Source organism: Dawidia soli, assembly GCF_018598185.1.
GTDB lineage: Bacteria > Bacteroidota > Bacteroidia > Cytophagales > Cyclobacteriaceae > Ohtaekwangia > Ohtaekwangia soli.
The window spans coordinates 108,317-132,522 of sequence record NZ_JAHESC010000003.1 but is presented as its reverse complement, the minus strand read 5'-3'; the positions used below and the strand labels follow the sequence as shown (position 1 = coordinate 132,522).

The window sequence follows — 24,206 nt, the reverse complement described above, 5'->3', positions numbered from 1 at the left end:
TGCTATCTTACGGTCGATGGACATCACAATAGCAGACCATACCATTCCGGCGGGCGAATCAAAGACCATCAACATCAACATCGCCCGGCTTCCGTCGCACACCGTCATCAACACGCCCATCTATGTATCGCGCGCCCTCGAAGAAGGGCCCGTGCTGGCGCTGATGGCCGGTATGCACGGTGACGAGATAAACGGTATGGAGATTGTCCGCCGGATGCTGGAAAGCGGTTTACATCAGCCCAAACGTGGCACCGTGGTGTGTATCCCCATCATCAACATGTACGGCTTCCTGAACTACTCGCGCGAAGTGCCCGACGGAAAGGATATAAACCGGTCGTTCCCCGGCAGCCGCAACGGTTCCCTGGCCAGCCGCGTGGCCTATCACATGATGCGCGAAGTCGTGCCGATCATCGACTACGGTATCGATTTCCATACCGGTGGCGCCATGCGCGCCAACTACCCGCAGGTACGCGCCGAGCTGAAAGACAAGATCAACTTCGAGCTGGCCCAGGCGTTCAGCGCGCCCTTTACGATCGACGCACCGTTCCGGCCCAACTCGCTGCGCAAGGAAGCCTCGCGCAAAGGCAAGAACATTATTGTATACGAAGGCGGCGAGTCGCTGCGGTTTGATCAGCATGCCATCAAAGAAGGCATTGCCGGCACGCTGCGGTTGATGAAGCACCTCAACATGATCGACGAGGCGCCGAACCCCGAAGTAGAGAACAAAGTCATCTGGAGCACCGGATGGATCCGCGCGAAAACGCCGGGCCTCTTTCAACCCAACGTCATCTGCGGACAACAGGTACAAAAGGGCGACTGGGTAGGAACCGTGACCGACCCGTTTGGCGAGTTCCAGGAAAAGATCCTGGCCATCGAGACCGGCTACGTCATTGGCCTGAACAATATACCCGTCATCAACGCCGGCGATGCGTTGATGCACATCGGCACCGATACATTCTGTAAGCTGGAGAGCATAGGAGACGACTGACGTGGAGGAGTTCTTAGACAAATACGGATACCTGGCCCTGACCATCGGCACCTTCTTTGAAGGCGAGACCGCTATACTCGTCGCCTCGTCGCTCATTCACAAAGGTCTCTTCGCCGGTCCCTATACCATGTTCTTCGGTTTTGCCGGTTCCTTCATCAGCGACTGGGTATACTATATGATCGGAAGATTGAACGGCAAATACTTCATCGCCCACCGCCCCAAGCTCCAGGAGCGTTTTGCCCCCGTACAGAGATTCTTTGCCCGGCATAAGTTCCAGATCTTATTGACATATCGTTTCCTCTACGGCTTCCGCGTGTTGATCCCCGTCGTCATCGGCATGAGCCACGTTCGTCCCGCGCAGTTCCTGCTATATAGCGTCCTGAGCGGCTTATTATGGGCTACAACGGTGAGTACCGTGGGCTACCTCGTGGGCCGTTTTTTAAATCTTACTACCGAGGCATTTGAAGAGAATATACTTTTTATCGTGCTGGGTTTCGCAGCCTTTGGACTGCTGGTGGGCTACACGGTAAAGCGTCTCGCCATGCGCGAGATGCACACGCCGTAGGAGCTGGCATTGACAGATTGGTGAAATAATGTTAAATTAGTGGAGATAATAAAGATTGTTGTATGGAAGTGGCAAATAAAAAAGCGAGAATGAGGGGGAAGACCAGGAAAAACAAAGGAAAGGTGCCTGCCAGTGCTATCCGCGAAAAGAATGTAGCGACATTTGCAACAAAAACAGGTCAATGGGCAATTAAAAAGGCCACTGACAACAATATTCCCGTAGCGATAGCAGAACGAGGGTTTGTGTATAAAATATACCCCGATGGCCGTAAAGAACGTTTAGCTCGGCTTCCTGACGAAGTACGAGTAGTAAAACGAATCATCAAAATGTAGTGACAAAAAGACTACGCCTTTTTGCAGGCCCGAACGGATCTGGGAAATCTAGTATTGAGAAATTAGTTTCTGAGAGATATAATATAGGAAATCTGATCAACGCCGATGTGATCGAGCAGACGCTTCGGGAAAAGGGACAAATGAGTTTTGACCCTTATGGGATTACAATAACGACATCTGAACTCAAGCAATCCATTATAAACTCGGGATTTAGTCTTAAGGAAGACGTTTCTGAATTGGCCAACCATTTAATAATCCGGAAGAATACACTGATAATTCGGGCAGGGAAGATAGCTTATGGATATCTGGGAGCTATTCTAAGCGAAGTGCCTCAATGGTTTGATACATATGTTATCAAGAAGATAGCTTAGTTTGATAGCAATAGCTTACGCTAACAGTTTCATCTCCTGAATCAACGACGCCAGCACCCCTTCCTTCAACGAATACGTCGAAACTCGAATGCGGTTAAAGTCATGACGCTCCAGCAAATAGCGAATCAGGCAGCAAGCCACCACGATCATATCCACCCGCATATCGATCATGCCGGGCATCTGCATACGCGCCGCGCGGTCTTTATGGATCAGCTCGTCATAGATCTCCCAGAAGCCCTCCAGGGACAAAGGTGTTTCAATCTCTTCCGCGGTTTTATGGATCTCGTGGCGGATGCAGAAAATATCGCTCAACGTGTCAAAGGTGCCCGACGATCCGACGAGCACGCGGGTAGGGTATTCCTCCAGGGCTTCAAATAACGGCGCCAGCATCGTGTCGAAATAAACATCGAGCGCTTGTATATCGGCAGGAGTGATAGGGTCGTGTTGATGAAACTTCTCCAGCAGGCGTTGCGCGCCGATCTCCAGGCTTTTCTTCCAGAAGATCGTATCGTTGTCACCGATGATAAATTCTACGCTGCCGCCCCCGATATCAACAATGAGCGACTTCTCGCGCTCCAGGTGCAGCGCCGACTTCACACCATAGTAAATAAACTCCGCCTCGCGGTCGCCGGAAATAATGTCTACGTCCAGGTCCGTCAGCGCTTTGATACGGGCCACCACCTCGTGGTTGTTGCGGGCATTGCGCAACGCGCTGGTGCCAAAGGCATACACTTTTTGCACACCCGCTTCGTCGATAATATTCTTGAAGCTTTGCATGGCGAGCAGGGCGCGGTGAATGCCGGCTTCGGTAATGTAACCCTCGTTGATGCCGCCCATGCCGATCTTCACGGCCAGCCGGTCGCGCGAGAGAATATGGTAGCCGCGGTCGTCCGCCCCCGCCATAAGCAGGTGGAACGTGTTCGTTCCCATATCGATAATCGCAATTTTTGCGTACATGGCTGGTTAGAAGCGCGTGAAGATACGAATTTCCGGTTATACGCTTGGACACACTACTTTTTCTATCTTTAAGGGAATTAACCTACGCACATGCAAAAGCAACTAATTGAAGAACCCTCCCTCCAGCAAAAGTTTGCCGAGCTCGAACGCAAAAATCAGGAAGCCCTCCTCGGCGGTGGCGAAAAACGCATCGAGCAACAACACGCCAAAGGAAAGCTCAGCGCACGCGAACGCATCCTCCTGTTGGTAGACGAAGGCTCTTTTGAGGAACTGGGGAAATTCGTCATGCACCGCAGCAAGGACTTTGGCCTCGATAAAGAATATTACCTCGGCGACGGCGTCGTAACCGGTTACGGCACCGTAAACGGCCGCCTGATCTATGTGTTCTCGCAAGACTTTACCGTCTTCGGCGGCTCGCTTTCCGAAACCCACGCCGAAAAGATCGTTAAGATCATGGAGCTGGCCATGAAGAACGGAGCCCCCGTCATCGGCCTGAACGACTCCGGCGGTGCGCGCATTCAGGAAGGCGTCGTTTCACTCGGCGGCTATGCCGATATATTTTACCGCAACACGCTGGCCTCCGGCGTCATTCCGCAGATCTCCGCCATCATGGGCCCCTGCGCGGGCGGCGCCGTGTATTCCCCCGCCATTACCGACTTTATCCTCATGGTCGAAAAGACGTCGTTCATGTTCGTGACCGGTCCCAACGTCGTAAAGACCGTGACCCACGAAAACGTTACATCCGAAGAGCTGGGCGGAGCCTTCACCCACAGCTCCAAAAGCGGCGTGACCCACTTCGCCTGTGCAAACGAGGTAGAGTGTATCACCTATATCAAAACGCTGCTGAGCTATATTCCGCAGAACTGCGAGGACGACGCGCCGCGCCTTCCCTATACGCCCGGCAATGAAAAACGCCCCGCGCTAAACAACCTCATACCCGCCAACCCCAACCAGCCCTACGACATGCGCGAAGTGATTGCCGGCGTGGTGGACGACGGCACGTTCTTCGAAGTACATAAGAACTTTGCCGAAAATATCGTCGTGGGCTTTGCCCGCATCGCCGGCCGCAGCATCGGCATTGTCGGCAACCAACCGGCATCGCTGGCGGGTGTGCTCGACATCGACTCCAGTGTAAAAGGAGCACGCTTTGTACGCTTCTGTGATTGCTTTAATATACCGCTGCTGGTATTTGAAGACGTGCCCGGCTTCCTGCCCGGTACCGACCAGGAGTGGAACGCCATCATTACCAACGGTGCCAAGCTGCTGTACGCCTTCTCCGAAGCCACCGTACCCCGCGTAACGGTCATTACCCGCAAAGCATACGGCGGCGCATACGATGTCATGAACTCCAAACATATCGGCGCCGATCTGAACTACGCCTGGCCCACGGCCGAGATTGCCGTCATGGGCGCCAAGGGCGCGGCAGAGATCATCTTCAAAAAAGAAATTGCCGAAGCAGAAGATCCCGCAGCAAAGCTCGATGAAAAGGTGGCAGAGTACACGCAGAAGTTTGCAAATCCCTACCGCGCAGCGCACCGCGGGTATATAGACGAAGTGATCTACCCCGAAGAGACCCGCGAGAAGCTGATCCGCGCATTTGCCATGCTCGAAAACAAAGTCGTGAACCGGCCGAAAAAGAAACACGGAAATATACCGCTGTAAGGTTATAACCGCAGGGCGTCAGTCGTTTTGAACATACGAATCCTATACTGAAACAAGAGTCTATGACCTCACGTAGAAAATTCATTAAACTGACGGCCCTCGGGGCAGCCACCCTGCCGTTTGCAAAAACCGCCCTGGCCCAACCGACCGCCGGCGCAAAGCCCATTGTACTCTCGACCTGGAACTTCGGCCTGGGCGCCAACGTGGAAGCCTGGAAGATCCTCTCCGCCGGAGGCCGCGCGCTCGACGCCGTAGAGGCCGGCGCCTGGGTGCCCGAAGCTGACCCCAAAGAAACCTCCGTCGGCCTGGGTGGATTACCCGACCGCGACGGTCACGTAACACTCGACGCCTGCATCATGGACGAGCACGGCAACTGCGGTTCTGTCGCCGGCCTGGAACACATCGTGCATCCCATTTCCGTTGCGCGCAAGGTCATGGAAAAGACGCCACACGTCATGCTGGTCGGTGAAGGCGCGCTGCAGTTCGCCCTGGCCAATGGCTTCAAGAAAGAAAAGCTCCTGACAAAAGAGTCGGAAAAAGCGTGGAAGGAATGGTTGAAAAAAGCAGAATATAAGCCCGTAGTCAACATCGAAAACCACGATACCATCGGCATCATCGCCCTGGACGCCGCCGGCAACCTGTCCGGCGCCTGCACCACCAGTGGCATGGCCTATAAATTACACGGCCGCGTGGGCGACTCGCCCATCATCGGCGCGGGCTTGTACGTCGACAACGAAGTGGGTGCTGCTACCGCCACGGGCGTAGGCGAGGAGGTGATCCGCATCGTGGGCTGTCACCTGGTGGTAGAGCTTATGCGGCAAGGCAATTCGCCGCAGGATGCATGCCGCCTGGCCGTAGAGCGCATTCTCAAAAAGAATCCCGAGAAGGCAAAACAGGTGCAGGTAGGATTTCTCGCCTTGAACAAGCAAGGCGAATACGGCGCATACTGTTTGCAAAAAGGCTTCACCTACGCCGTCCACACCCAGGAAGGCAATAAGCTTTTTGACGGACAGAGCCACTTTTAACCGAGGAGCCTTAAAAATCCGGTGCGGGAGTTTGAAGGTAACGGTAAAAGAAATATCTTTGGTAAAGTTCGTTAGAAACCAAACGAACACTGGCTCATCGAAAGTAGCGCCAGTCAAAATTTCGTTTTACCTAAACCTAGTTCTATAGAGAGTCTCCGTAACCGGGGACTCTTATTTTTTTGTCCAGCCTGCCCGCTTTTCCCTATTTTCGCACCCCAGCAAAACGACATATATGAAGATCGAGATCGTAGTATACAATATTGATTCTGCCCTCAAGGCGCAGGAAGGCGGCGCCGACCGCATTGAGCTGTGCGACAGCCCGGGCGATGGAGGAACCACGCCGTCATACGGAACCATCGAAGTAGTACGCCAGCACGTGAGTATCGACGTGTTTGTCATGATCCGCCCGCGCGGCGGCGACTTCCACTACAACAGCTACGAGTACCACGCCATGAAGCGCGATATCTCCCAATGCCAGAAGCTCAGTGTCGATGGCGTTGTATTCGGTATCCTGAACCCCGACGGCACCATCGACAAAAAACGCTGCCGCGAGCTGATTGAAAAAGCACGGCCGCTCAAGGTAACATGTCACCGTGCATTCGACATGACCCGCGATCCTTTTCAGGCGCTCGAAGATTGTATCGAAGCAGGCTTCGATCGGATCCTTACATCGGGCCAGCAACCCAAGGCCTGGCAGGGCGCGGACCTCATCGGTGAGCTGGTAAAACGTGCAGTAGGCCGCATAGCCATCATGCCCGGCTCCGGCGTAAATGAAGAGACCGTACAAGACATCGTACGCAAATCCGGCGCACAGGAGATCCATTCCGCTGCCGTAGCTTACACCAGCAGCGCCATGGAATATCGCAACGAAGCCATTGCCGGCATGGGCTCCGAAGAAGGCTCCGAATTCAAACTCCGCACCGTCGACCCCAAAATCGTCCGCAACCTCCGCACACTGGCGGAGAAAGTATAGCACCTGGCGCAAGTTTGAGTCCCGTCTCGGGACGGAAACTTGTGCCGCGACTGTCGGCAGTTTGCAACTGCCGTCTCTTCCGAAATGCCAACAATAAAAAAGCGGTGCCGAATAGATCGACACCGCTTTTTTATTGGATAAGCCGAGCAGCTTAATTCTTCTTCCCCTGAATCGGAAAAGTCCCAAACTGCCCCACAGCCATATTCCCGCTAAAAGCATCACCGTTAATGATCGCCTTCACCAGCACCATCATCGTATTTCCCCCAAACGAAACTTCATATTCAAACGAAAGCTCATTACCATTCACCTTCACCGAAGACAACGGCAGCTCTTTATTGAATCGTTTGTTATTGATCGTACCGCTATACACCTCGCCCTCTTTCTTGATCACCAGCGTGCCCTCGCCCCCCTGCGGAGATTCAACGGTATAGTTCCACGTACCCGTGGCATCTACTTTCGCAGCCGTATCGACCGGCGCCAGCGGCTTAGCCGGAGCTGCGCTTACGTTGCCACCACCACGCTGGGCGCCACCCTGGCCGCCGCCGCCACCACCTTGCATGCCGCCACCACCCATGCCACCGTCGCCGCCACCACCTTCTTTCAGGTCGTCGTTATTGATCGAACGACGGCGTTTCGGTCTCGCATCCACGCTCATCTTGCCGATGCGGTAGCTGAAGTTGACGCGGAAGCTCATGTTGCGCATGCTGGTCATGCTGTTGCGGTCGATCGTAGGTGTATGCACTTCGCTGCGAATCTTAAACTCCGGCGTAAAGAAGTTCTCGGCACCAAAGCCCACGCTTCCCTTCTTGTTGTTGAACTCCTTCTTCATACCCAGGCTATAGATCCCGAAGCCACCCTGGGTGCCTTGCAGCTGTACCTGACGTCCGCGGTAGAAACCAAAGAACTGGAAGCCCCACCCTTTGGAAAGATTATAGCTCCCGAATAAGCGATAGCCCATCACCCAACCCGAGTTGGTAGCATTCGACTGCGCGTCGTTGGTCCGGTTTTTCAACATGGAATAGAACAGGTCCGTGCCACCGTTCAACGACAGCTTGCCGATGTTTACGTTCGCAAAGAAGTTCAGACCGACGGCATCTTCCTGACCGATGTTGCGGTACGTAGTGCGAACCGTATCGGGGTCGGAAGGATCATTACCGATCACGTTGCGTACATCCTGGATAGCGTTGTTGGTGTTACGCCAGAAGGTCGAGAAGTTAAGCGACGTACCGCCGATAAAGGTGCTATACGATAACTCGTAGTTGTTGGTATACTCCGGGTCCAGCGCCGGGTTACCCTCCGTGATATCGTACGGGTTTGACGCCTGGATGTTGGGGTTCAGGAACCGGATCGACGGCCGCTGGATCCGGCGGTTGTAGGCCGCCTTGACCGTCTTGCCATTGGCAAATTTCTTCGATACGTTAATGCTGGGCACCAGCGAGCCATACGCGGGAATGTCGATGTTGTCCTCGGTCTGCGTATAGGCGTCGATCGTGGTATACTCGTAGCGGGCGCCGCCCTTGAAACTATAATTGCTGGGCGTCGTGTAGGTGTAAGACAGATACCCCGACACAACGTTCTGATCGTAGTTCAGGTTGTTGGACAGCGAAGCGCTGGCCGACGGGATGTAGGTGCCGTCGCCTTCGGTGTCGATCAGGTAGGTATAGTCGCTGTACACTTTACGCATGATATCCTTTCCACCGAACTCCAGCATTTGATTGGTGCTGATCGGAGTTTGATAGTCTACCTGGAAAGTGATCTCCTCGTTATAGCTGTCGTTGTCGTTCTTAAAGCCCGACCGCGTAGCGACACCATCCTGCTCGCGCAGAATGTTTTCAAAGAAGTTCGTGCGATTGTTGATGCCATAGCTCCCCATGATGCTCAGCTCGCGCTGAGGCTTTTCATATAAGTGCGTAAACGTTACGTTTGCGTCGATCGAGTTGGAATGGTCTTCCGACGTAGCGTCGCGTAAGCTGCTGGTAACGCCCTGGCTGTTGGTGATCTGGCTGAACAGGTTGTCCTGGTAGTTGTTGCCGTTCCGGGCGCCAAAACGTACCGACGCCGTCATGTAGTTTTTGTCGTTGATGTCATAGTCCCAGCCCAGGTTGTAGTTGCCGAACAACCCGCGGTTGCGCGTGTCGGCGCGTTGCAGGTTGGTAACAGCGCCCTCGTCGGACCGGGTGATCTGGTCGCTTTCAAAACTTCCTTTTACATTATAGTTTGCCCGACCCCAGCCGCCTAGCGAAAAACCCATCTTGCCGCGACGGAAGTTACCGTTCAGGCCCAGGTTGGAGCCACGCGTGCCCACGCCGGCGTCAACCCCCAGCGTCAGACCTTCCAGCGTATTCTTTTTTGTAATGATGTTGATGATACCGGCAGAACCTTCCGCGTCATATTTAGCAGAAGGAGAGGTGATGACTTCCACCGATTTGATCTGGTCGGCAGGAATTTGTTTCAGCGCATCGCCCACGCTGGAAGCCATAATGGTAGAAGGTTTGTTGTTGATCAGCACCCGCACATTCGAGCTGCCCCGCATGCTCACGTTACCGTCCAGGTCAACCGACAGCATCGGCACGCGTTTCAACACATCCGTACCGTCGCCGCCACGGGCGGTCTGGTCGTTTTCAGCATTATATACCGTGCGGTCGACGCGCTCTTCGATCAGCGCCTTTTGACCTTCCACGACCACTTCCTTCAGCACCTTGGTGCCGGTGCTGAGCTTGATCACACCCAGGTCGACCTCGTCCTTTTTTTCCGGCACAGTCACCTGCTTGACCGTTTGCGTTTCGTAACCGATAAAGGAAACGATCACGTCATACGTGCCCGGGTTTACTTTGCTGATGGTGAACTTGCCTTTGTCGTCGCAGACCGCCCCGTCAAGCGGTTTTTCAGTGCCCGCAGCAGCCAGCGCGACCGTCGCGAATTCGACCGGCTGTTGGGTTTCGGCGTCCAGCACAGTACCGGTGATCTTGCTGCCGGCAACAGGTTTGCCGGCCCCAACCGCTACACCGCCTCCACCGTGGCCCTGCGCAAATACACCGGCATAAAGCATAGTGATCACCAGGAAAAAAAGTGCTTTTTTCATATTGAATCTCTCAGGTAAATAGTTAAAAAAGAATGTGGGAATTCCGTTTGTCAATAGGTCAACGGCAAAGGAAATCTTTTGTTAGCGGCTGCCGATACGTATTATACCAATGGGCTGATTGCTTCGACATTTCGGGTAAAAATTCGACTTTCCCCAAAAATACGGACAACCCGGCGCACCGGTCGATGAATTTCCGCCAACGGTAGAAAAATGTGAAAAAGACCGTGCCCGCGCCGTACGATGCCGTAAATTTATTCCGTTAACCCGCAGCATGCAATCCTTCTTTCAACGCAACCGTGTTCTCCTGCTGCACCTTTCCTTCTGGTGCGCCTACCTGTCGTTCTTCATTTACCAGTTCTCATCGTTTCGCCACCGCGAGCGCGAAGTTGAGATGTTGGAAGTTTTTACCCTTTCAGGCTTCCACGTGGCGTTTAATATGACCGTCGCCTACTTCAACTATTTTATTGTTCTGCCACGGTTTCTCAAACACAAGAATACCTGGAAATACTTACTGGAATTTTTTGTCCCCTTCGCCATCCTCACCTTCGGACGCGTACACCTGCAGCGCTACCTGGCCGATGGCTATACACACAAAGCCGGTTATTTGTACAGTACAACGTTTGTGGTGCAAGTTGCGGCCACGAGTCTCTTCGTCGTCATCTTCGTGGCCATGCTCCGCTTTGTACAGGAATGGTTTGAATTCGAGTCGCGCAAAAAGGCCATCGAAAACGAAAAGCTCATCTCCGAGCTCAACTTCCTCAAAGAGCAGATCAATCCCCACTTTTTGTTCAATACGCTCAACAACCTGTATTACCTGGCCTATTCGCAGTCACCCAACACCACCGAGGTTATCGCCAAGCTTTCGCAGATGATGCGCTACATGATCTACGAAACCAACCATGCCGACGTGCCGCTGATGAAGGAGATCGAATACATGGAAAACTACATCAGCCTGGAACGCCTCCGCCTGAACGGCCAGATTCCCATCGGCTTTGAAGTACAGGGAAACGTACAGGATGTACGCATCACGCCGCTCATCTTTATCACGTTTTTAGAGAACGCCTTTAAACACGGCATCGGCGCAAACCCTGCCGACGCCTGGATCAAAGTCAGCATCCGCGTCAGCGGCAAAGAATGCATCTATACGGTAGAGAATAGCAACCACGCCGTCACCGCCGGCGAACAGGGCAAGTCAGGCATTGGATTGCAGAATGTTCAACGTAGATTAGCATTAAGCTACCCCGGTCGCCATACACTCACCACCGAGCAAACCGCCGACCGCTACGCGCTCACACTAAAAATTGATGTGGCATGATCACCTGTCTGATCGTCGACGACGAGCCCCTGGCACGCAACCTGCTGACCGACTACGTCGGCAAAGTGCCCTCGCTGCAGTTGCTCCAGGCATGCGCCAGCCCTCTGGCCGCGATCGAAGTGCTCCGCGCCAACCCCGTCGACCTGCTCTTCCTCGACATCCAGATGCCCGAGATCACCGGCATCTCCCTGCTGCGCACCCTGCAGAAACGCCCCCTGGTAGTGCTCACCACCGCGTACTCCGAGTATGCCCTGGAAGGCTACGACCTCGATGTGGTGGATTATTTGTTAAAGCCCATCACATTTGAACGTTTCCTGCGCGCCGTCGAAAAAGCCGGCCAGCGCCTCACAACCCCGCCCGCGCCGCCCACAACCCCGACACCAGCACCGCGCGCCGAGCCCACCGAGCAGCAACCCTTTGTATTTGTAAAAGACGGTACCAAGCTGGTGAAAGTACGCTGGGCAGATATACTGTACGTAGAGGGACTAAAAGACTACGTCACCATCCACACCCGCCAGCAAAAGATCGTCACCCTGCAGCGCTTAAAAACATTGGAAGAACAATTACCGGCCGATAAGTTTATACGGATCCATCATTCGTATATTGTAGCCGTCGATGCCATTGACGTCGTTCACAAAGGCGAAGTGCAGATTGGCACCGTGACATTACCCGTGAGTGATTCGTATCGAAAGCAGTTTAAGGACTTCACGGACCGGAACCAGATGATGTGATCATCCCATATTGCCCGCCTTATCGCGACCTTTTAGCGACCTTACAGTGACCTTATAGAGACCTTATAGCGATATTTAGCCATACCAAAGCCATACCGAAGCCAGGGATAAGCCATGGCAAAGTTATACCGTACATAGTATAATGACTGGCCGCAATACAAGGAACGCACGAATACTGCCGAAGGCCGTTAAAAGCGACAAACGGTAACAGGCGTTCTGAAGAGTATATTTATCTTGCTCGTAACGTTAAAGCCGGTCACGATACGTTATGGCGAAATCAAAGAAAAAGATCAATCCGCGGGATGTCCCCGACGACGAAATAATTGTCAAGAGCGAAGCCTACGGCCAGCATACGCGCAAAAAGCGTAAGCCAGGCCCCGTAAACAATGCCATGAAAGAGTCCGGCAAACAACTGACGCAAGGTGCCCGGATGGCAAGTGAGATCAAGCAGGCAGTCGACCCGTACCGGCAGGACTTCTATTATGGACAATCGTGGTCAAGATTGGTAACAGTATACAAAGCAATGGTGAAAGAGGGCATATATGACCACAGCAGGCTGGTCGGCCTCGACTTGCACGACGACCTTCGTCTGGAGAGGTTGACAACCCTTCGGGCAACATACCGGCACGAGGCCGGCAAAGTAACATACACGCTGAACTTGCCGGCCCGGCACCCTGACTTTAAAAAATTTGGCTACATCGATGGCTATTGCTTTAGCCTCTTGGTGCTATACTTCAACGACAGGAAAGAAATAGTGTCAACCGACTTTCAAACACTGCCCGTCTGCTCGCTCCGCAAACCCGCCCCGACAGCGTTGAAACATACCTTTGCCGCCCCGGCCGACGCCGTACAGTTCGTGCTCTGCGTAAAGCTGGAGGGATACGAACGCAATAGCCCCTGCGAGGCAAACAGCAAAGCCATGAAGTTCGTATTGGCAGGCAAATTTGACAGTCCCGCCCCCGCCAAAACAAGTAGGCTGAAGAAACCCCAAAAGAAAACCTGACCATAAACGCCCGCGCATTTTGGCAGATAGCCAAATTAAAATATATTTGCGCTCGCTTTTTCCGGAAAGCGTCGTTTCGGGGGATTAGCTCAGCTGGCTAGAGCGCTTCCATGGCATGGAAGAGGTCATCGGTTCGACTCCGATATTCTCCACGGAAAAGAGGTCCCAGGACCTCTTTTTTTTTGCCATACCCCCAATAAAATACGTGTGCCGGCTCGTTCCGTCCCGCGTTTATTTCGGCAACTGCCAGCGCAACCTGCACAAAACAGCTTTTCCCTGAATTGTCAATTAATAGCCGTACCTTTGCTGCTTACTGTAGAAAAATAAATGAAATCTTTTGAATCCCTGGGCCTGTCCAGGGGACTGGTAGAATCGGTGCAAATAATCGGCTTCGAAACACCTACTCCCATACAGGAACAAGCAATTCCCGTCCTACTCAGCGGAAACCGCGATTTTGTAGGGCTTGCCCAAACGGGAACCGGCAAAACCGCCGCCTTCGGCCTGCCGCTGCTCGACCTGGTAGACGACAACAGCCGCGACACACAAGCCCTCGTACTCGCCCCCACACGCGAGCTCGGCTTGCAGATCGCCAACGACCTCGAAAACTTCTCCGAAAAATTCAAGCGTTTTAATATTGTCGCCGTTTACGGTGGCTCGAGCATCAGCGAGCAGATCCGTAAAGTGAAGAAAGGCGCACAGATCATCGTAGCGACCCCGGGCCGCCTCATCGACCTGATCGACCGCAAAGCTATTAACCTGAGCACTATACGCTACGTCGTACTCGACGAAGCCGACGAAATGCTCAACATGGGCTTTAAAGACGACCTCGACAAGATCCTGTCGTTTACACCCGATGAAAAATCGACGTGGTTGTTCTCCGCCACCATGCCGCGCGAAGTGCGGGCGATCATGAAAAACTACATGACCGACCCGTTTGAGCTGACCGTAGGCGAGCAGAACACCGGCAACGCCAACATCGAGCACCAATACGTTATCGTACAGGAAAAGGATCGCTACGCGGCACTCAAGCGCATCCTCGACTACACACCCGAGATCTTCGGCCTCATCTTCTGCCGCACGCGCATCGACACACAGAAGATCGCCGAGAGTCTGATGAAAGACGGCTACAACGCCGACTCCCTGCACGGCGACCTGACCCAGCAGCAGCGCGACCGCGTCATGATCAAATTCCGTCAGCGTACGCTGCAGATCCTGGTGGCGACCGACGTCGCCGCCCGCGGCATCGACGTAGACGATATCACGCACGTCATCCACCTCAACATCCCCGACGAGATGGAGTTCTACACCCACCGCAGCGGCCGTACCGCACGCGCCGGTAAAAAAGGTGTATCCATCGCGATGATCTCCAAACGCGAGCTCGGCAAAGTAAAGCAGATCGAAAAGATCCTGAAGTCGCCGTTTAAGCGCATGATGATCCCCACCGGCGCAGAGGTTTGCCAGAAGCAACTGCTGGCGCTGATGAACCGCGTGCACGAAGTAAAGGTGAACGACGAAGAGATCGCCGAATTCTTACCGGCCATCGAAGAGCAACTGAATGACCTCACCAAACAAGAGCTCATCAAACGGTTTGCCTCCATCGAGTTTAACCGCTTCCTCGACTACTACCGCAATGCACCCGACCTGAACGTTAAAAGCGAAAAAGGAGAGGGCGGCGAAGAGAAATACATGACAGGCGCGCGCCTCTTCATCAACCTCGGCAAGATGGATGGCCTGGATGTGGCTCGCCTCATCGAGCTCGTAGACGAGCACGCCGGCCTGGGCAAAAAAGACATTGGCCGGATCGATCTCAAGGGAGCATATTCGTTCTTTGAGGTGGAAAAAGATAAGGCCGACCGCGTGGTCGAGGCGCTTAACGGAGGTACCTATAAAGGCCGCCCCGTGCGCGTAGAGGTGACTGACGGTAAGGAATCCTCCGGCGGCGGTGACGGCGGTAAGCCGTTTAAGAAAGGCAGAGGCAGCTATGGAAAAGGTGGCTACGGAAAAGGAGCCCCCCGTTCGGGTCAAAAGAAGCGGTGGTAACCTTCTGCTGTATAGATCCTGCATAAAACAAAGCGCTCTGTCCACAAGACAGCGCGCTTTGTTTTTTTACGCCTTCCGGTCGGCGGGAAAAACGCTGAAGTGCAGTAGCTCCGTGTGCCGGATCACCGATACGTTTGTAGTTGTCAGGATAGCGCGATGGCTCAGCTCCTTGAAGAGCTCATGCGAGCTGTTGATCTCCCGGTCGTTAAACGCAATGAGGATATCTCCCTCTTGTAACTGCGAGCGTGACGCCGGCGAGTTAGGCTCGATGCGGGTAACGAACAGACCACGCTTATTGCGCAGGTTGTGGTGTTGTTTCACTTTAGGATTCAACGCCACTTCTTGTAACATCACACCCAGGTACGCCTTGAACACCTTGCCATCGCGCAATAGCTGCTGGGCTATTTCCTTTGCCGTGTTGATATCGACAGAGAAGCTGAGTCCTTGCGCACCTTGTATCACCGCGGTGTTGACACCGATCACGTCGCCCTCCGTCGTGATCATCGGCCCTCCCGAATTGCCGGGGTTCAACGCGGCATCCGATTGAATAACATTGTCGATCAACCGTCCGGATTGCGTCTGCAACGTGCGCCCCAATGCACTGACCACACCGGTGGTGACGGTATGCTGGTATCCATACGGATTGCCGATGGCGATCACCAACTGGCCGATCTGCAATTGCTGCGCATCGCCCAGGTGCGCCACCGAATATCCTTCACTATAGATCTTGAGAATGGCCAGGTCCGTATCGGGATCCTTGCCGATTAAAAAGCCCTCGATCTCATTTTCGTTCAGCAGGCTTACCATGATCTTTTCGGCACCGTCTACGACATGGCTGTTGGTGAACACCAGCCCGTCCGACGAAAAGATAAAGCCCGATCCCGACCCTGCGGCCCGCAGTATGCCCTGCGCGTCGCGCTTAAACACATCGATCTTGACCACGGCATTTTTAGTCTTCTCCACGGCGTCGATGATCATTGTCGAAAAAGCATCCATATCGTATTACATAAATGTGGGAGAGGGGCGTCAAATTCACCGCCAGCAGCATTTTTCGGAAAGAATGGCCAGTACCTGCGCCCCTTTACGCCACTTTGGCCGTCCGCACCGGGCGATGCAATCGACAGATTGACCTGGTTTTTTTATGCCAGGCACAAAACGGGGTTCTTTTTCCTCAAAATTTCGGGAAGAAATAACGTGTCATATTGATTTTTTTCTATCTTGCAATGGTTTGCGACAAGTGCTGCAAACGATAGTGTTTTAAACCTGTGTATGACCTTACGGCTTTATAAGGCATGGCGCAGGAAAAATGCTGCAGCACCGCGGTCCAGATCACTTCATGTCTTTAGTCTCTGCTTTGGTCATACGCGCACGCGTAATATTTATTTTTTAGACCTAACCTTTTTTACCTAGCTATGAAGCAGATTAATGTTTATCATTTTCTGGGCCTGGTGCTCATGTTTGCAAGCTCTGTAATCTCTATGGCGCTGCTCGCCATCATGATTTTTTAAACGGTCTTGCCCCATTCTTTATAAATTGTATCGGGTGTTGCGCATACACTGAGCTTGATCAGACGCAACAATCCGTTCATAAAAGTTTAATGCCAGTATTAGGGTGATTCTCTATCTTGCCGCATGAACTTATCATGCATGCGAAGAATCATTATACTTGTACTGGTTGCCTGGGCTCATACAGCGTGGGCACAACCGGGCGTGACGACAAAACCCAAACTGGTAGTGGGTATTGTAGTCGACCAGATGCGTCAGGAATACCTCTCTCGTTATTATGCAAAATTTGGTGAAGGTGGCTTTAAGCGCCTGATGGGCGACGGCTTCATGCTGCGCAACGCCCACTATAACTACGCTCCTACAGTAACAGGCCCCGGTCACGCATCGGTATATACCGGCTCGACACCCGCCATACACGGCATCATCGGCAACGACTTCTACGACAAGGACCTGCGCAAAAGCGTCAACTGCGTGGAAGACACAACACGCAGAGCCGTCGGCGCAGCCGGCAACGGCGACGTGTCGCCCTGGCGCATGGTGTCGACCACCATCACCGACGAGCTAAAGCTCTTCACGCAGAAACGCGCGAAAGTGATCGGCATTTCCTTCAAAGACCGGGGCGCGGTATTACCGGCCGGCCACATGGCCGACGGCGCCTACTGGTTTGACGGCAAGACCGGCACCTTCATGACCAGCAACTACTACATGACCCAACTGCCGGCATGGGTAACAAGGTTCAACGCCCTTAACCTGCCCGCGCAGTACCTCAACCAAACGTGGAATACCCTGCTGCCCATAGCACAGTATACCGAAAGCGGCCCCGACGACTCGCCCTATGAGAAAAAGATCGGCGGCAAATCCAAGCCCGTATTTCCCTACGACCTGCCGGCGCTCAGGGGCAAGAGCACCAGCTACGACCTGCTGTACGTAACACCCTTCGCCAACGACTTCCTCACCGAAATGTCCAAGGCCAGCCTGGCCGGCGAGAGCCTCGGCAAAGACGACATCACCGACTTCCTCTGCATCTCCTATTCAACAACCGACGCCGTCGGCCACGCCGTCGGCCCTCAGGCCGTAGAACTGGAAGATATATACCTGCGCCTGGACCGTAACCTGGCCGACCTGTTCAAGACCCTCGACAAAGAAGTGGGCGCCGGCAAGTATACCGTCTTCTTAACAGCCGACCATGCCGTGGCCGACGTGCCTCAATATCTAAAGGATAACAAGATGCCGGCAGGATACTTCAGCAACGAGTTCGCAAAAGCGAAGCTGGATACATACCTGGAAAGCTACTTCCCTGGCCGCAAGATCATCGCCGCGATCGACAACGAGCAGGTCTTCCTCAACCACGACGCCTTTCAGAAAGATCCCAAATCGTCGGGCATCGAGCTTATGATCGCCAGCGAGCTGATCGGCAAATACCTCATGACGATGGACGGCGTGGCCAACTACTATACCCAGGCGGAGCTGCGCCAGGGCGCCTACGACGAGAAAGGCATCAAGGGTATGATCATCCGTGGTTATAACCCCCGTCGATCCGGCGACATCGCCATCGTGCTGCAACCGGGGTGGTTCGAGTCGGGGTCCATCCAGGGTACTACCCACGGCTCGCCCTATACCTACGATACGAACGTGCCCATCCTGTTCTACGGAGCCGGCATCCGCAAAGGCACATCGGCACGCTACCACACCATCACCGACGTAGCCCCCACCGTATCGCTGCTGCTCAACATCAAGTTCCCCAGCGGCTGCACCGGGCAGCCCATCGAAGAACTGTTTGAATAACCGGCGCGCCGGTCCCTGAGACACGAGCGGCCAGGCCCGCCCGCCATGCCCCCGGCACGGCAGGCGGGCTTTCTTTTTAGCCGAATTTATTACCTTGTGGCCCGAAACAGCACATTCACTATGGATAAAAAAAGCAAAGAATTCCTGTACGAGTACCTCAACAATGCATCCCCCACGGGTTTTGAAAGCTCGGGCCAGCAGATCTGGCTGGACTATATCAAGCCCTATATCAGTGATCAGATCGTGGATGTATATGGCACCGCCGTAGGAGTTATCAACCCCAAAGCAACGTACAAGGTGGTTATCGAGGCGCACGCCGACGAGATCTCCTGGTTCGTAAACTACATCACCGACGACGGCTATATCTACGTGCGCCGCAACGGCGGCTCCGATCACCAGATCGCACCCTCGAAGCGTGTAAACATCCATACCGAGCGTGGCGTGGTAAAAGGTGTATTTGGCTGGCCCGCCATACACGTGCGCGATGCCGCGCGGGAAGAAGCCCCGTCGCTGAAGAACATCTTTATAGACATCGGCGCCGCCAACAAAAAAGAAGTAGAAGACCTCGGCGTACACGTAGGCTGCGTCATCACCTTTGAAGATGAGCTCATGGAAATGAACAAGCAGTGGCTGGTAGGCCGCGCGCTGGACAACCGCATGGGCGGTTTTATGATTGCGGAGGTAGCCCGCCGCCTGCACGAGAACAAGAAGAAACTGCCCTACGGCCTGTACGTGGTAAATGCAGTGCAAGAGGAGATCGGTCTGCGGGGTGCGGAGATGATCTCCCGCCGCCTGAAACCCGATCTGGCCATTTGTACCGACGTCACGCACGACACGCAGTCACCCATGTATAATAAGCGTGAAAGCGGCAACCTCAAGGCCGGAAACGGCCCCGTGGTGTGCTATGGCCCTGCCGTGCAGAATAACGTGTTGAAGATGGTGATCGAGACCGCCCAGAAGCGTAAAATCCCCTTCCAGCGCCAGGCCGTATCGCGCTCTACCGGCACAGATACCGACTCTTTTGCATATTCTGCCGAAGGAGTGGCCTCCGCGCTCATTTCCTTACCTTTGAAGTACATGCACACCACCGTCGAGATGGTGCATAAAGACGACGTCGAAAACGTTATCAACCTGATTTACGAATTCCTCCTCCAGCTCAAGCCCGGCCACGATTTCCGGTATATTAAGTAATCCTGGGCGAAAAACTTACATCGCTAAGGTAAGCTTCTGAATAGGCTCTTCCAGGCAGCTGGGGGAGCCTATTTTTGTACTGTAGAAATCAAACAACCTATCAGAATGATTAAAAAGATTCAGATCCTGGCACTCGCTTCCTTCCTGGCTTGCGGAAGCGCCGTTGCTCAAGATAGGCCCATGCACGAGGTATACTCCATGATGGTCTTTAACTTCACCCGCTACGTACAATGGCCCGATCAGGCTGCTTCGGGTGAATTTGTGATTGGTGTAGTCGGAAGCAACGAGATTTACAAAACCCTCACGGATTGGTACGGCGGCAAGCCCCGCGGATCAAAAACGTATGTGATCAAGAAATTCAACTCCGCCTCTGAAATTACCGATTGTCATGTTCTTTATATAGACAAGAACAAGAGCGGAGAGTTTGACGCTGCCAATGCCAAAGTAAAAGGCAAAGGTACACTGGTCATCACCGACAAGAACGGTTTAGGTGAGAAAGGAAGTGGCATCAACTTCAAAACCGTCGATAACAAACTTAAATTCGAACTCAATCAGAAAGCAATAGAAGCCTCAAACCTGAAAGTTTCCGGCTCGCTTTCTTCCATGGCGATATTGATTTAATGGGTTGTTTGGAAAGCCTCGGGGGTTACTCCCCGGGGTTTTTTCTCATTAATTCATAGATTGTTTGGTAGTATTTTCCTAAACTTTAGTCTATGAAACGCCTTGTTTTATTTGTCATCGCAACGGTAATCGTTGCGATCAGTGCCAAAGCACAGGAACGCCCGCCGCACGAGATCCACTCTGCGATGCTGTACAACTTTATCAAGTATGTACAGTGGCCGAACGAAGGGGAGGCCGGAGAGTTTGTCGTAGGTGTTATCGGCGACGATAACGTCTTTAATACACTCAAACAGTGGTACGACGGCAAACCCAAGGGGAGCAAAAAGTACGTCATCAAAAAGCTCGGCAACCCTGCTGAAGCCGCCGACTGCCAGGTCGTATATGTCGGAAAATCCAAGAACAGAGACTTCGATACTATTAAAGGTAGCATTACCGGGAAATCCGTACTGACCATCACCGATGGGAACGGTCTCGGTCAAAAAGGAAGCTGCATCAACTTCAAGGTCGTAGACGGAAAGCTCAAATTTGAGCTCAATCAGGCCACCGTCGGGGCCGCTAACCTCAAAGTATCTACACAGCTCAGCAGTATGGCAATACTTATCTAGTGCCAAGGGAACGAAGCAGCGGAAAAATTCGTTGCTATAGCGATGGACTGGGGAGAGGGACTTTTTAGAGAGTTGGTAGAGCATTCCGAGGATATCCATATCGTCGCCGATAAGGAATTAACCATCCGCTACGTTTCCTCCTCCGTCGCCAAGATCCTCGGCATTGAGCCCGTTTCCCTGCTGGGCCGCAACATCCGCGAGTTCATTCAGCGCGAAAAGTTTGAAAATCTTACAACACACCTCCGCGAGGGAACAGGCAGGTTTACCCACGAATTCATGCTGCCCGGCACCGGCGCGCAGATGGTATACTTCGACGTTTCGGCCTCCCAGCTCCTCGACCGGCAGGAGTTTCAGGGCGTCATATTCAAGCTTAACGACGTCACCGAAAAAAAATTGCGCGAAGACGAGCTCATCCGCTCCAACCGCCAGCTCGACCAGGTGATCTATAAAACCACCCACGACCTCAAAGCCCCCGTCATGTCAGCGCTGGGACTGGTTAAAATCGCTGAGATGGTGCCCGATGGCGAAAAAGACCAGTATATCGGCATGATCAAAAAAAGCCTGCTCCGCCTCGACTCCTTTATCGAGGAAATGAATGACTTTTATCGCAACGAAAAGCTGGCCGTACAACGCGAAAAAATAAGTATCGAGCAGCTCCTGCTCGAAGAATGGGATAATCTTAAAAACCTCTACCCCGACAACGCCGTTGATGTTTTTTGGGACATCCACGCAGACTGCGAATGGCATTCCGACCGTTTAAGAGTAAAAACAGTCGTTACAAATATACTTTCGAACGCTATAAAGTACATGGACTTGCAAAAGCAAAACCGATTTATCAAAATTGCAGCGCGAGTTACGGAAGAGTTTTGTGACATGAGCTTTGAGGATAACGGGATCGGCATCGACCCTTTATACCAGGAGAAAATCTTCGATCTGTTCTTTAGAGCAACAGACCGATCGCAAGGAACCGGCCTCGGCCTGTTTATTGTTAAAGACACACTGGAGCGGTTGGGAGGAGAGGTTAAAGTAATTTCGAACCAGGGACAAGGAACCACGTTCCACGTCAGAATACCAAATCAAATACACCAGTCCATCGGGATTGGCTGAAGATACACGCACGGGGTCACAGAGTTTTTATAGAGAGGGTCTTTTCTTTGTGTGCTCTGTGCGTTTTTTAAGGTCTTATGGAAGGCAAATGAGCCTTTCACGCGAAGAAACACGCACGGGGTCGCAGAGTTTTTATAGAGAGGGTCTTTTCTCTGCGCGCTCTGTGCGTTCCTTTTTACTTCGCCGTGCACCTTTCTTACACTATACATTTCCCCTAAATTTACAGTCGCGTTGTTAATAACTCTATACCAGCATGACGTGTACCGACCAGGTAGGAAACGTTGTTACTACATATAACGGCACCCCTAAACGGATTATATCCCTGGTGCCTTCGCAAACCGAGTTGCTCGCCGACCTGCGCCTCGAAGAACAGGTGGTCGGTATCACGAAGTTTTGTATATATCCGCCGTCATGGCGTAAAACCAAAACGATCATCGGTGGTACGAAGAACTTTCACATCGACACCATCCACCGCCTGAAGCCCGACCTGATCATCGGTAACAAAGAAGAAAATTACGAGGAGGGAATTGTAACCTTAAGAGAGACATATCCCGTGTGGCTCAGCGATATCGTCACATTAGAGGATGCCCGACAGATGATACAAGGGATCGGTGCGCTCACGGCCCGCCAACAGGAAGCAGCAGCAATCGTACACCGCATCGACACGGCATTTACTACGATCCGCCCCCTGCCGCCAAAGCGGGTGGTGTACCTCATCTGGCGCGACCCCTGGATGGCCGCCGGCCCCGGTACTTTCATCGACACCCTGCTCGGCCGCCTGGGCTGGATCAACGCCGTACAGCAACCGCGTTACCCCGTGCTAACGCCCGCCACACTGGCCGCAGTACAGCCGGACTATATAATGTTGTCGTCAGAGCCATATCCGTTCCGGGAGAAACATGTGGCGGAATTGCAGCAACTGTGCCCTGCCACCCGGTGCATACTCGTGGACGGCGAAATGTTTTCGTGGTATGGCAGCCGGCTCATACAGGCGCCGGCGTATTTCAACAGCCTTACGCTGCCGTAATGCCAAACGCCCGCAGGTCGTTCCAATAGTTGGGGTATGATTTCCGGACAACGTCCGGTTGCTCGATCGTTACATCCATCAGCGTAACGAGCGGGGCAAAGGCCATCGCCATACGGTGATCTTTATACGTGGCAAACGACGCCGACGCCGGCAGCTGCTGAGACGGCACGAGGGTCCAATGCTCGGTAGAGTCTTCCACCAGGTCGGCACCGATCTTCCGCAGCTCCTGCTGCAGCGCCGCAATACGGTCGGTCTCCTTAATGCGCAGGCTCTCCAGCCCCGTGAACGAGCCGCGAATGCCTTTTGCAGCACAGACTACCGCCACCGTTTGGGCCAGGTCGGGGCAATGCGTAAAGTCCCACGACAGCGACGCCGCGCTTTCTTTTTTGGTGAGTGTCAGCAAACCACCTGCATACACCGCGCGCACGCCAAGGGTATCCATGATCTGTACAACAACAGAATCGCCCTGTACCGACGACTCAAAGAGGCGCGGTAGCGTGACCGTAGCCTCCTGTGCCAACGCCGTGAAAGCAAACCAGTAGCTGGCGGCAGACCAGTCCGACTCCACCGTGAAGGGAGCGGGTATATAGTGCTGTGCCGGGATAATGACCTTATCGTCGAGCAGGGTAGAAGAAGCGCCGAAATGTTTCATCAGCGAAGCCGTCATTTCAATATAGGGACGACTGCCCACCTTGCCTTCCAGTTCCAATGTCAGGCCCTGCGGCAACATCGGTGCGACCATCATCAGCGCCGAGATAAACTGGCTGCTGATATCACCGCGAATGCGGATGGCGTTTCGCTGTTGGCCGGAGAAGCCCTGCGTGCGCAGCGGCGGATAACCCTCGCGCCCCGTGTAAGCGATGTCGGCGCCCAGGCTGCGCAGCGCATCGACGAGAATGCCGATGGGACGCTCCTGCATGCGTGATGTACCGGTGAGGGTTTTCTGTTGTTTGGTAACAGCAAAATACGCCGTGAGGAAACGCATGGTTGTACCCGCATCTTCTACGTCAATGACAGGCTCGGGCGAGCCCACCAGGCGCAGCATGAGCTGCGTATCATTGGCGTCTGATAGATTGTGCAGTTCAGACGTGCCACCTGCGAGGGCGTTGATGATAAGCGCCCGGTTGGCAATGCTTTTCGAGGCGGGAAGAAGTGAAGCGGTACCCTTCAAAACACTCGTTCGCTTCAGGTGAATGGTCGTGCTCAATGGACTATAAAATTTGGATGGGCAAATTACAGCTTGTTCCAGGATATTTTCCCATCTGCTGAAACATTTGCAAATGAATTCAAGTTATGCAAAGTATGAGAACATCTTCAAAAA

21 protein-coding genes and 1 tRNA gene are annotated in these 24,206 nt (G+C 53.4%); 18 read left to right on the top strand and 4 right to left on the bottom strand.

The genetic code is table 11. The features are described 5' to 3' along the window. Positions 1-16 precede the first annotated feature (16 nt). From KK078_RS03125 to KK078_RS03110, 4 genes are all read left to right on the top strand, one after another. A complete protein-coding gene (locus tag KK078_RS03125; RefSeq protein ID WP_254088782.1) occupies positions 17-988 on the top strand; it encodes a succinylglutamate desuccinylase/aspartoacylase family protein in 972 nt (323 codons plus the stop codon). A 1-nt stretch (position 989) separates the two neighbouring features. Continuing rightward, positions 990-1,553, top strand: a complete 564-nt coding sequence (locus KK078_RS03120; protein ID WP_254088781.1) for a DedA family protein — start codon at positions 990-992, stop codon at positions 1,551-1,553. Positions 1,554-1,615: 62 nt separating this feature from the next. Then, positions 1,616-1,885: a hypothetical protein gene (locus tag KK078_RS03115; protein ID WP_254088780.1), complete on the top strand. Its 270-nt coding sequence runs from the start codon at positions 1,616-1,618 to the stop codon at positions 1,883-1,885. Then, positions 1,885-2,256 (top strand): hypothetical protein, encoded by a 372-nt coding sequence (locus KK078_RS03110; RefSeq protein WP_254088779.1) that lies wholly within the window; start codon positions 1,885-1,887, stop codon positions 2,254-2,256. The genes KK078_RS03115 and KK078_RS03110 overlap by 1 nt, the downstream gene beginning before the upstream one ends. 15 nt (positions 2,257-2,271) lie before the next feature. Here KK078_RS03110 and KK078_RS03105 read toward each other — a convergent pair whose 3' ends face one another. Continuing rightward, the gene (locus KK078_RS03105) at positions 2,272-3,213 is read right to left on the bottom strand and encodes a Ppx/GppA phosphatase family protein (protein WP_254088778.1); all 942 of its coding nucleotides are present in this window, start codon (positions 3,211-3,213) and stop codon (positions 2,272-2,274) included. A 90-nt stretch (positions 3,214-3,303) separates the two neighbouring features. On the opposite strand from KK078_RS03105, the gene KK078_RS03100 reads away from it, so the two are divergent. From KK078_RS03100 to KK078_RS03090, 3 genes are all read left to right on the top strand, one after another. After that, positions 3,304-4,875: an acyl-CoA carboxylase subunit beta gene (locus KK078_RS03100; protein WP_254088777.1), complete on the top strand. Its 1,572-nt coding sequence runs from the start codon at positions 3,304-3,306 to the stop codon at positions 4,873-4,875. A gap of 62 nt (positions 4,876-4,937) precedes the next feature. Further along, positions 4,938-5,900 carry an isoaspartyl peptidase/L-asparaginase family protein gene (locus KK078_RS03095; protein WP_254088776.1) on the top strand — a complete coding sequence of 321 codons (963 nt, stop codon included), beginning with the start codon at positions 4,938-4,940 and terminating at the stop codon, positions 5,898-5,900. A 232-nt stretch (positions 5,901-6,132) separates the two neighbouring features. Continuing rightward, complete coding sequence (locus KK078_RS03090; RefSeq protein WP_254088775.1) at positions 6,133-6,873, top strand: copper homeostasis protein CutC; 741 nt, start codon at positions 6,133-6,135, stop codon at positions 6,871-6,873. A gap of 151 nt (positions 6,874-7,024) precedes the next feature. Here KK078_RS03090 and KK078_RS03085 read toward each other — a convergent pair whose 3' ends face one another. Next, a complete protein-coding gene (locus KK078_RS03085) occupies positions 7,025-9,955 on the bottom strand; it encodes a TonB-dependent receptor domain-containing protein (RefSeq protein ID WP_254088774.1) in 2,931 nt (976 codons plus the stop codon). A gap of 271 nt (positions 9,956-10,226) precedes the next feature. On the opposite strand from KK078_RS03085, the gene KK078_RS03080 reads away from it, so the two are divergent. From KK078_RS03080 to KK078_RS03060, 5 genes are all read left to right on the top strand, one after another. Further along, positions 10,227-11,270, top strand: coding sequence for a sensor histidine kinase (locus KK078_RS03080; protein WP_254088773.1), 1,044 nt, complete (start codon positions 10,227-10,229; stop codon positions 11,268-11,270). Continuing rightward, a complete protein-coding gene (locus KK078_RS03075; protein WP_254088772.1) occupies positions 11,267-12,001 on the top strand; it encodes a LytR/AlgR family response regulator transcription factor in 735 nt (244 codons plus the stop codon). Before KK078_RS03080 ends, KK078_RS03075 begins: the two co-directional genes overlap by 4 nt. Positions 12,002-12,269: 268 nt before the next feature. Beyond that, positions 12,270-13,004 (top strand): hypothetical protein, encoded by a 735-nt coding sequence (locus tag KK078_RS03070; protein ID WP_254088771.1) that lies wholly within the window; start codon positions 12,270-12,272, stop codon positions 13,002-13,004. Between the two features lie 78 nt (positions 13,005-13,082). After that, positions 13,083-13,156: transfer RNA gene (locus tag KK078_RS03065), tRNA-Ala, on the top strand. Positions 13,157-13,331: 175 nt separating this feature from the next. After that, positions 13,332-15,044 (top strand): DEAD/DEAH box helicase, encoded by a 1,713-nt coding sequence (locus KK078_RS03060; RefSeq protein WP_254088770.1) that lies wholly within the window; start codon positions 13,332-13,334, stop codon positions 15,042-15,044. Between the two features lie 66 nt (positions 15,045-15,110). Here KK078_RS03060 and KK078_RS03055 read toward each other — a convergent pair whose 3' ends face one another. Continuing rightward, positions 15,111-16,040: a S1C family serine protease gene (locus KK078_RS03055; RefSeq protein ID WP_254088769.1), complete on the bottom strand. Its 930-nt coding sequence runs from the start codon at positions 16,038-16,040 to the stop codon at positions 15,111-15,113. 650 nt (positions 16,041-16,690) lie between these two features. Here KK078_RS03055 and pafA point away from each other — a divergent pair. The 6 genes from pafA to KK078_RS03025 all read left to right on the top strand — a co-directional run bounded on the left by pafA (position 16,691) and on the right by KK078_RS03025 (position 22,885). After that, positions 16,691-18,334 (top strand): alkaline phosphatase PafA, encoded by a 1,644-nt coding sequence (gene pafA, locus KK078_RS03050; protein ID WP_254088768.1) that lies wholly within the window; start codon positions 16,691-16,693, stop codon positions 18,332-18,334. A gap of 120 nt (positions 18,335-18,454) precedes the next feature. Beyond that, a complete protein-coding gene (locus KK078_RS03045) occupies positions 18,455-19,525 on the top strand; it encodes a M42 family metallopeptidase (protein WP_254088767.1) in 1,071 nt (356 codons plus the stop codon). A 105-nt stretch (positions 19,526-19,630) separates the two neighbouring features. Next, positions 19,631-20,146: a YfiR family protein gene (locus KK078_RS03040; protein WP_254088766.1), complete on the top strand. Its 516-nt coding sequence runs from the start codon at positions 19,631-19,633 to the stop codon at positions 20,144-20,146. 92 nt (positions 20,147-20,238) lie between these two features. Then, positions 20,239-20,751 (top strand): YfiR family protein, encoded by a 513-nt coding sequence (locus tag KK078_RS03035; protein WP_254088765.1) that lies wholly within the window; start codon positions 20,239-20,241, stop codon positions 20,749-20,751. Between the two features lie 42 nt (positions 20,752-20,793). Beyond that, positions 20,794-21,858: a sensor histidine kinase gene (locus KK078_RS03030; protein WP_254088764.1), complete on the top strand. Its 1,065-nt coding sequence runs from the start codon at positions 20,794-20,796 to the stop codon at positions 21,856-21,858. A 253-nt stretch (positions 21,859-22,111) separates the two neighbouring features. Next, entirely contained in the window at positions 22,112-22,885 is a 774-nt protein-coding gene (locus KK078_RS03025) for an ABC transporter substrate-binding protein (RefSeq protein WP_254088763.1), read from the top strand. Here the strand turns inward: KK078_RS03025 and KK078_RS03020 are convergent. After that, positions 22,872-24,092, bottom strand: a complete 1,221-nt coding sequence (locus KK078_RS03020; protein WP_254088762.1) for a 3-phosphoshikimate 1-carboxyvinyltransferase — start codon at positions 24,090-24,092, stop codon at positions 22,872-22,874. The genes KK078_RS03025 and KK078_RS03020 overlap by 14 nt on opposite strands. Positions 24,093-24,206 lie beyond the last annotated feature (114 nt).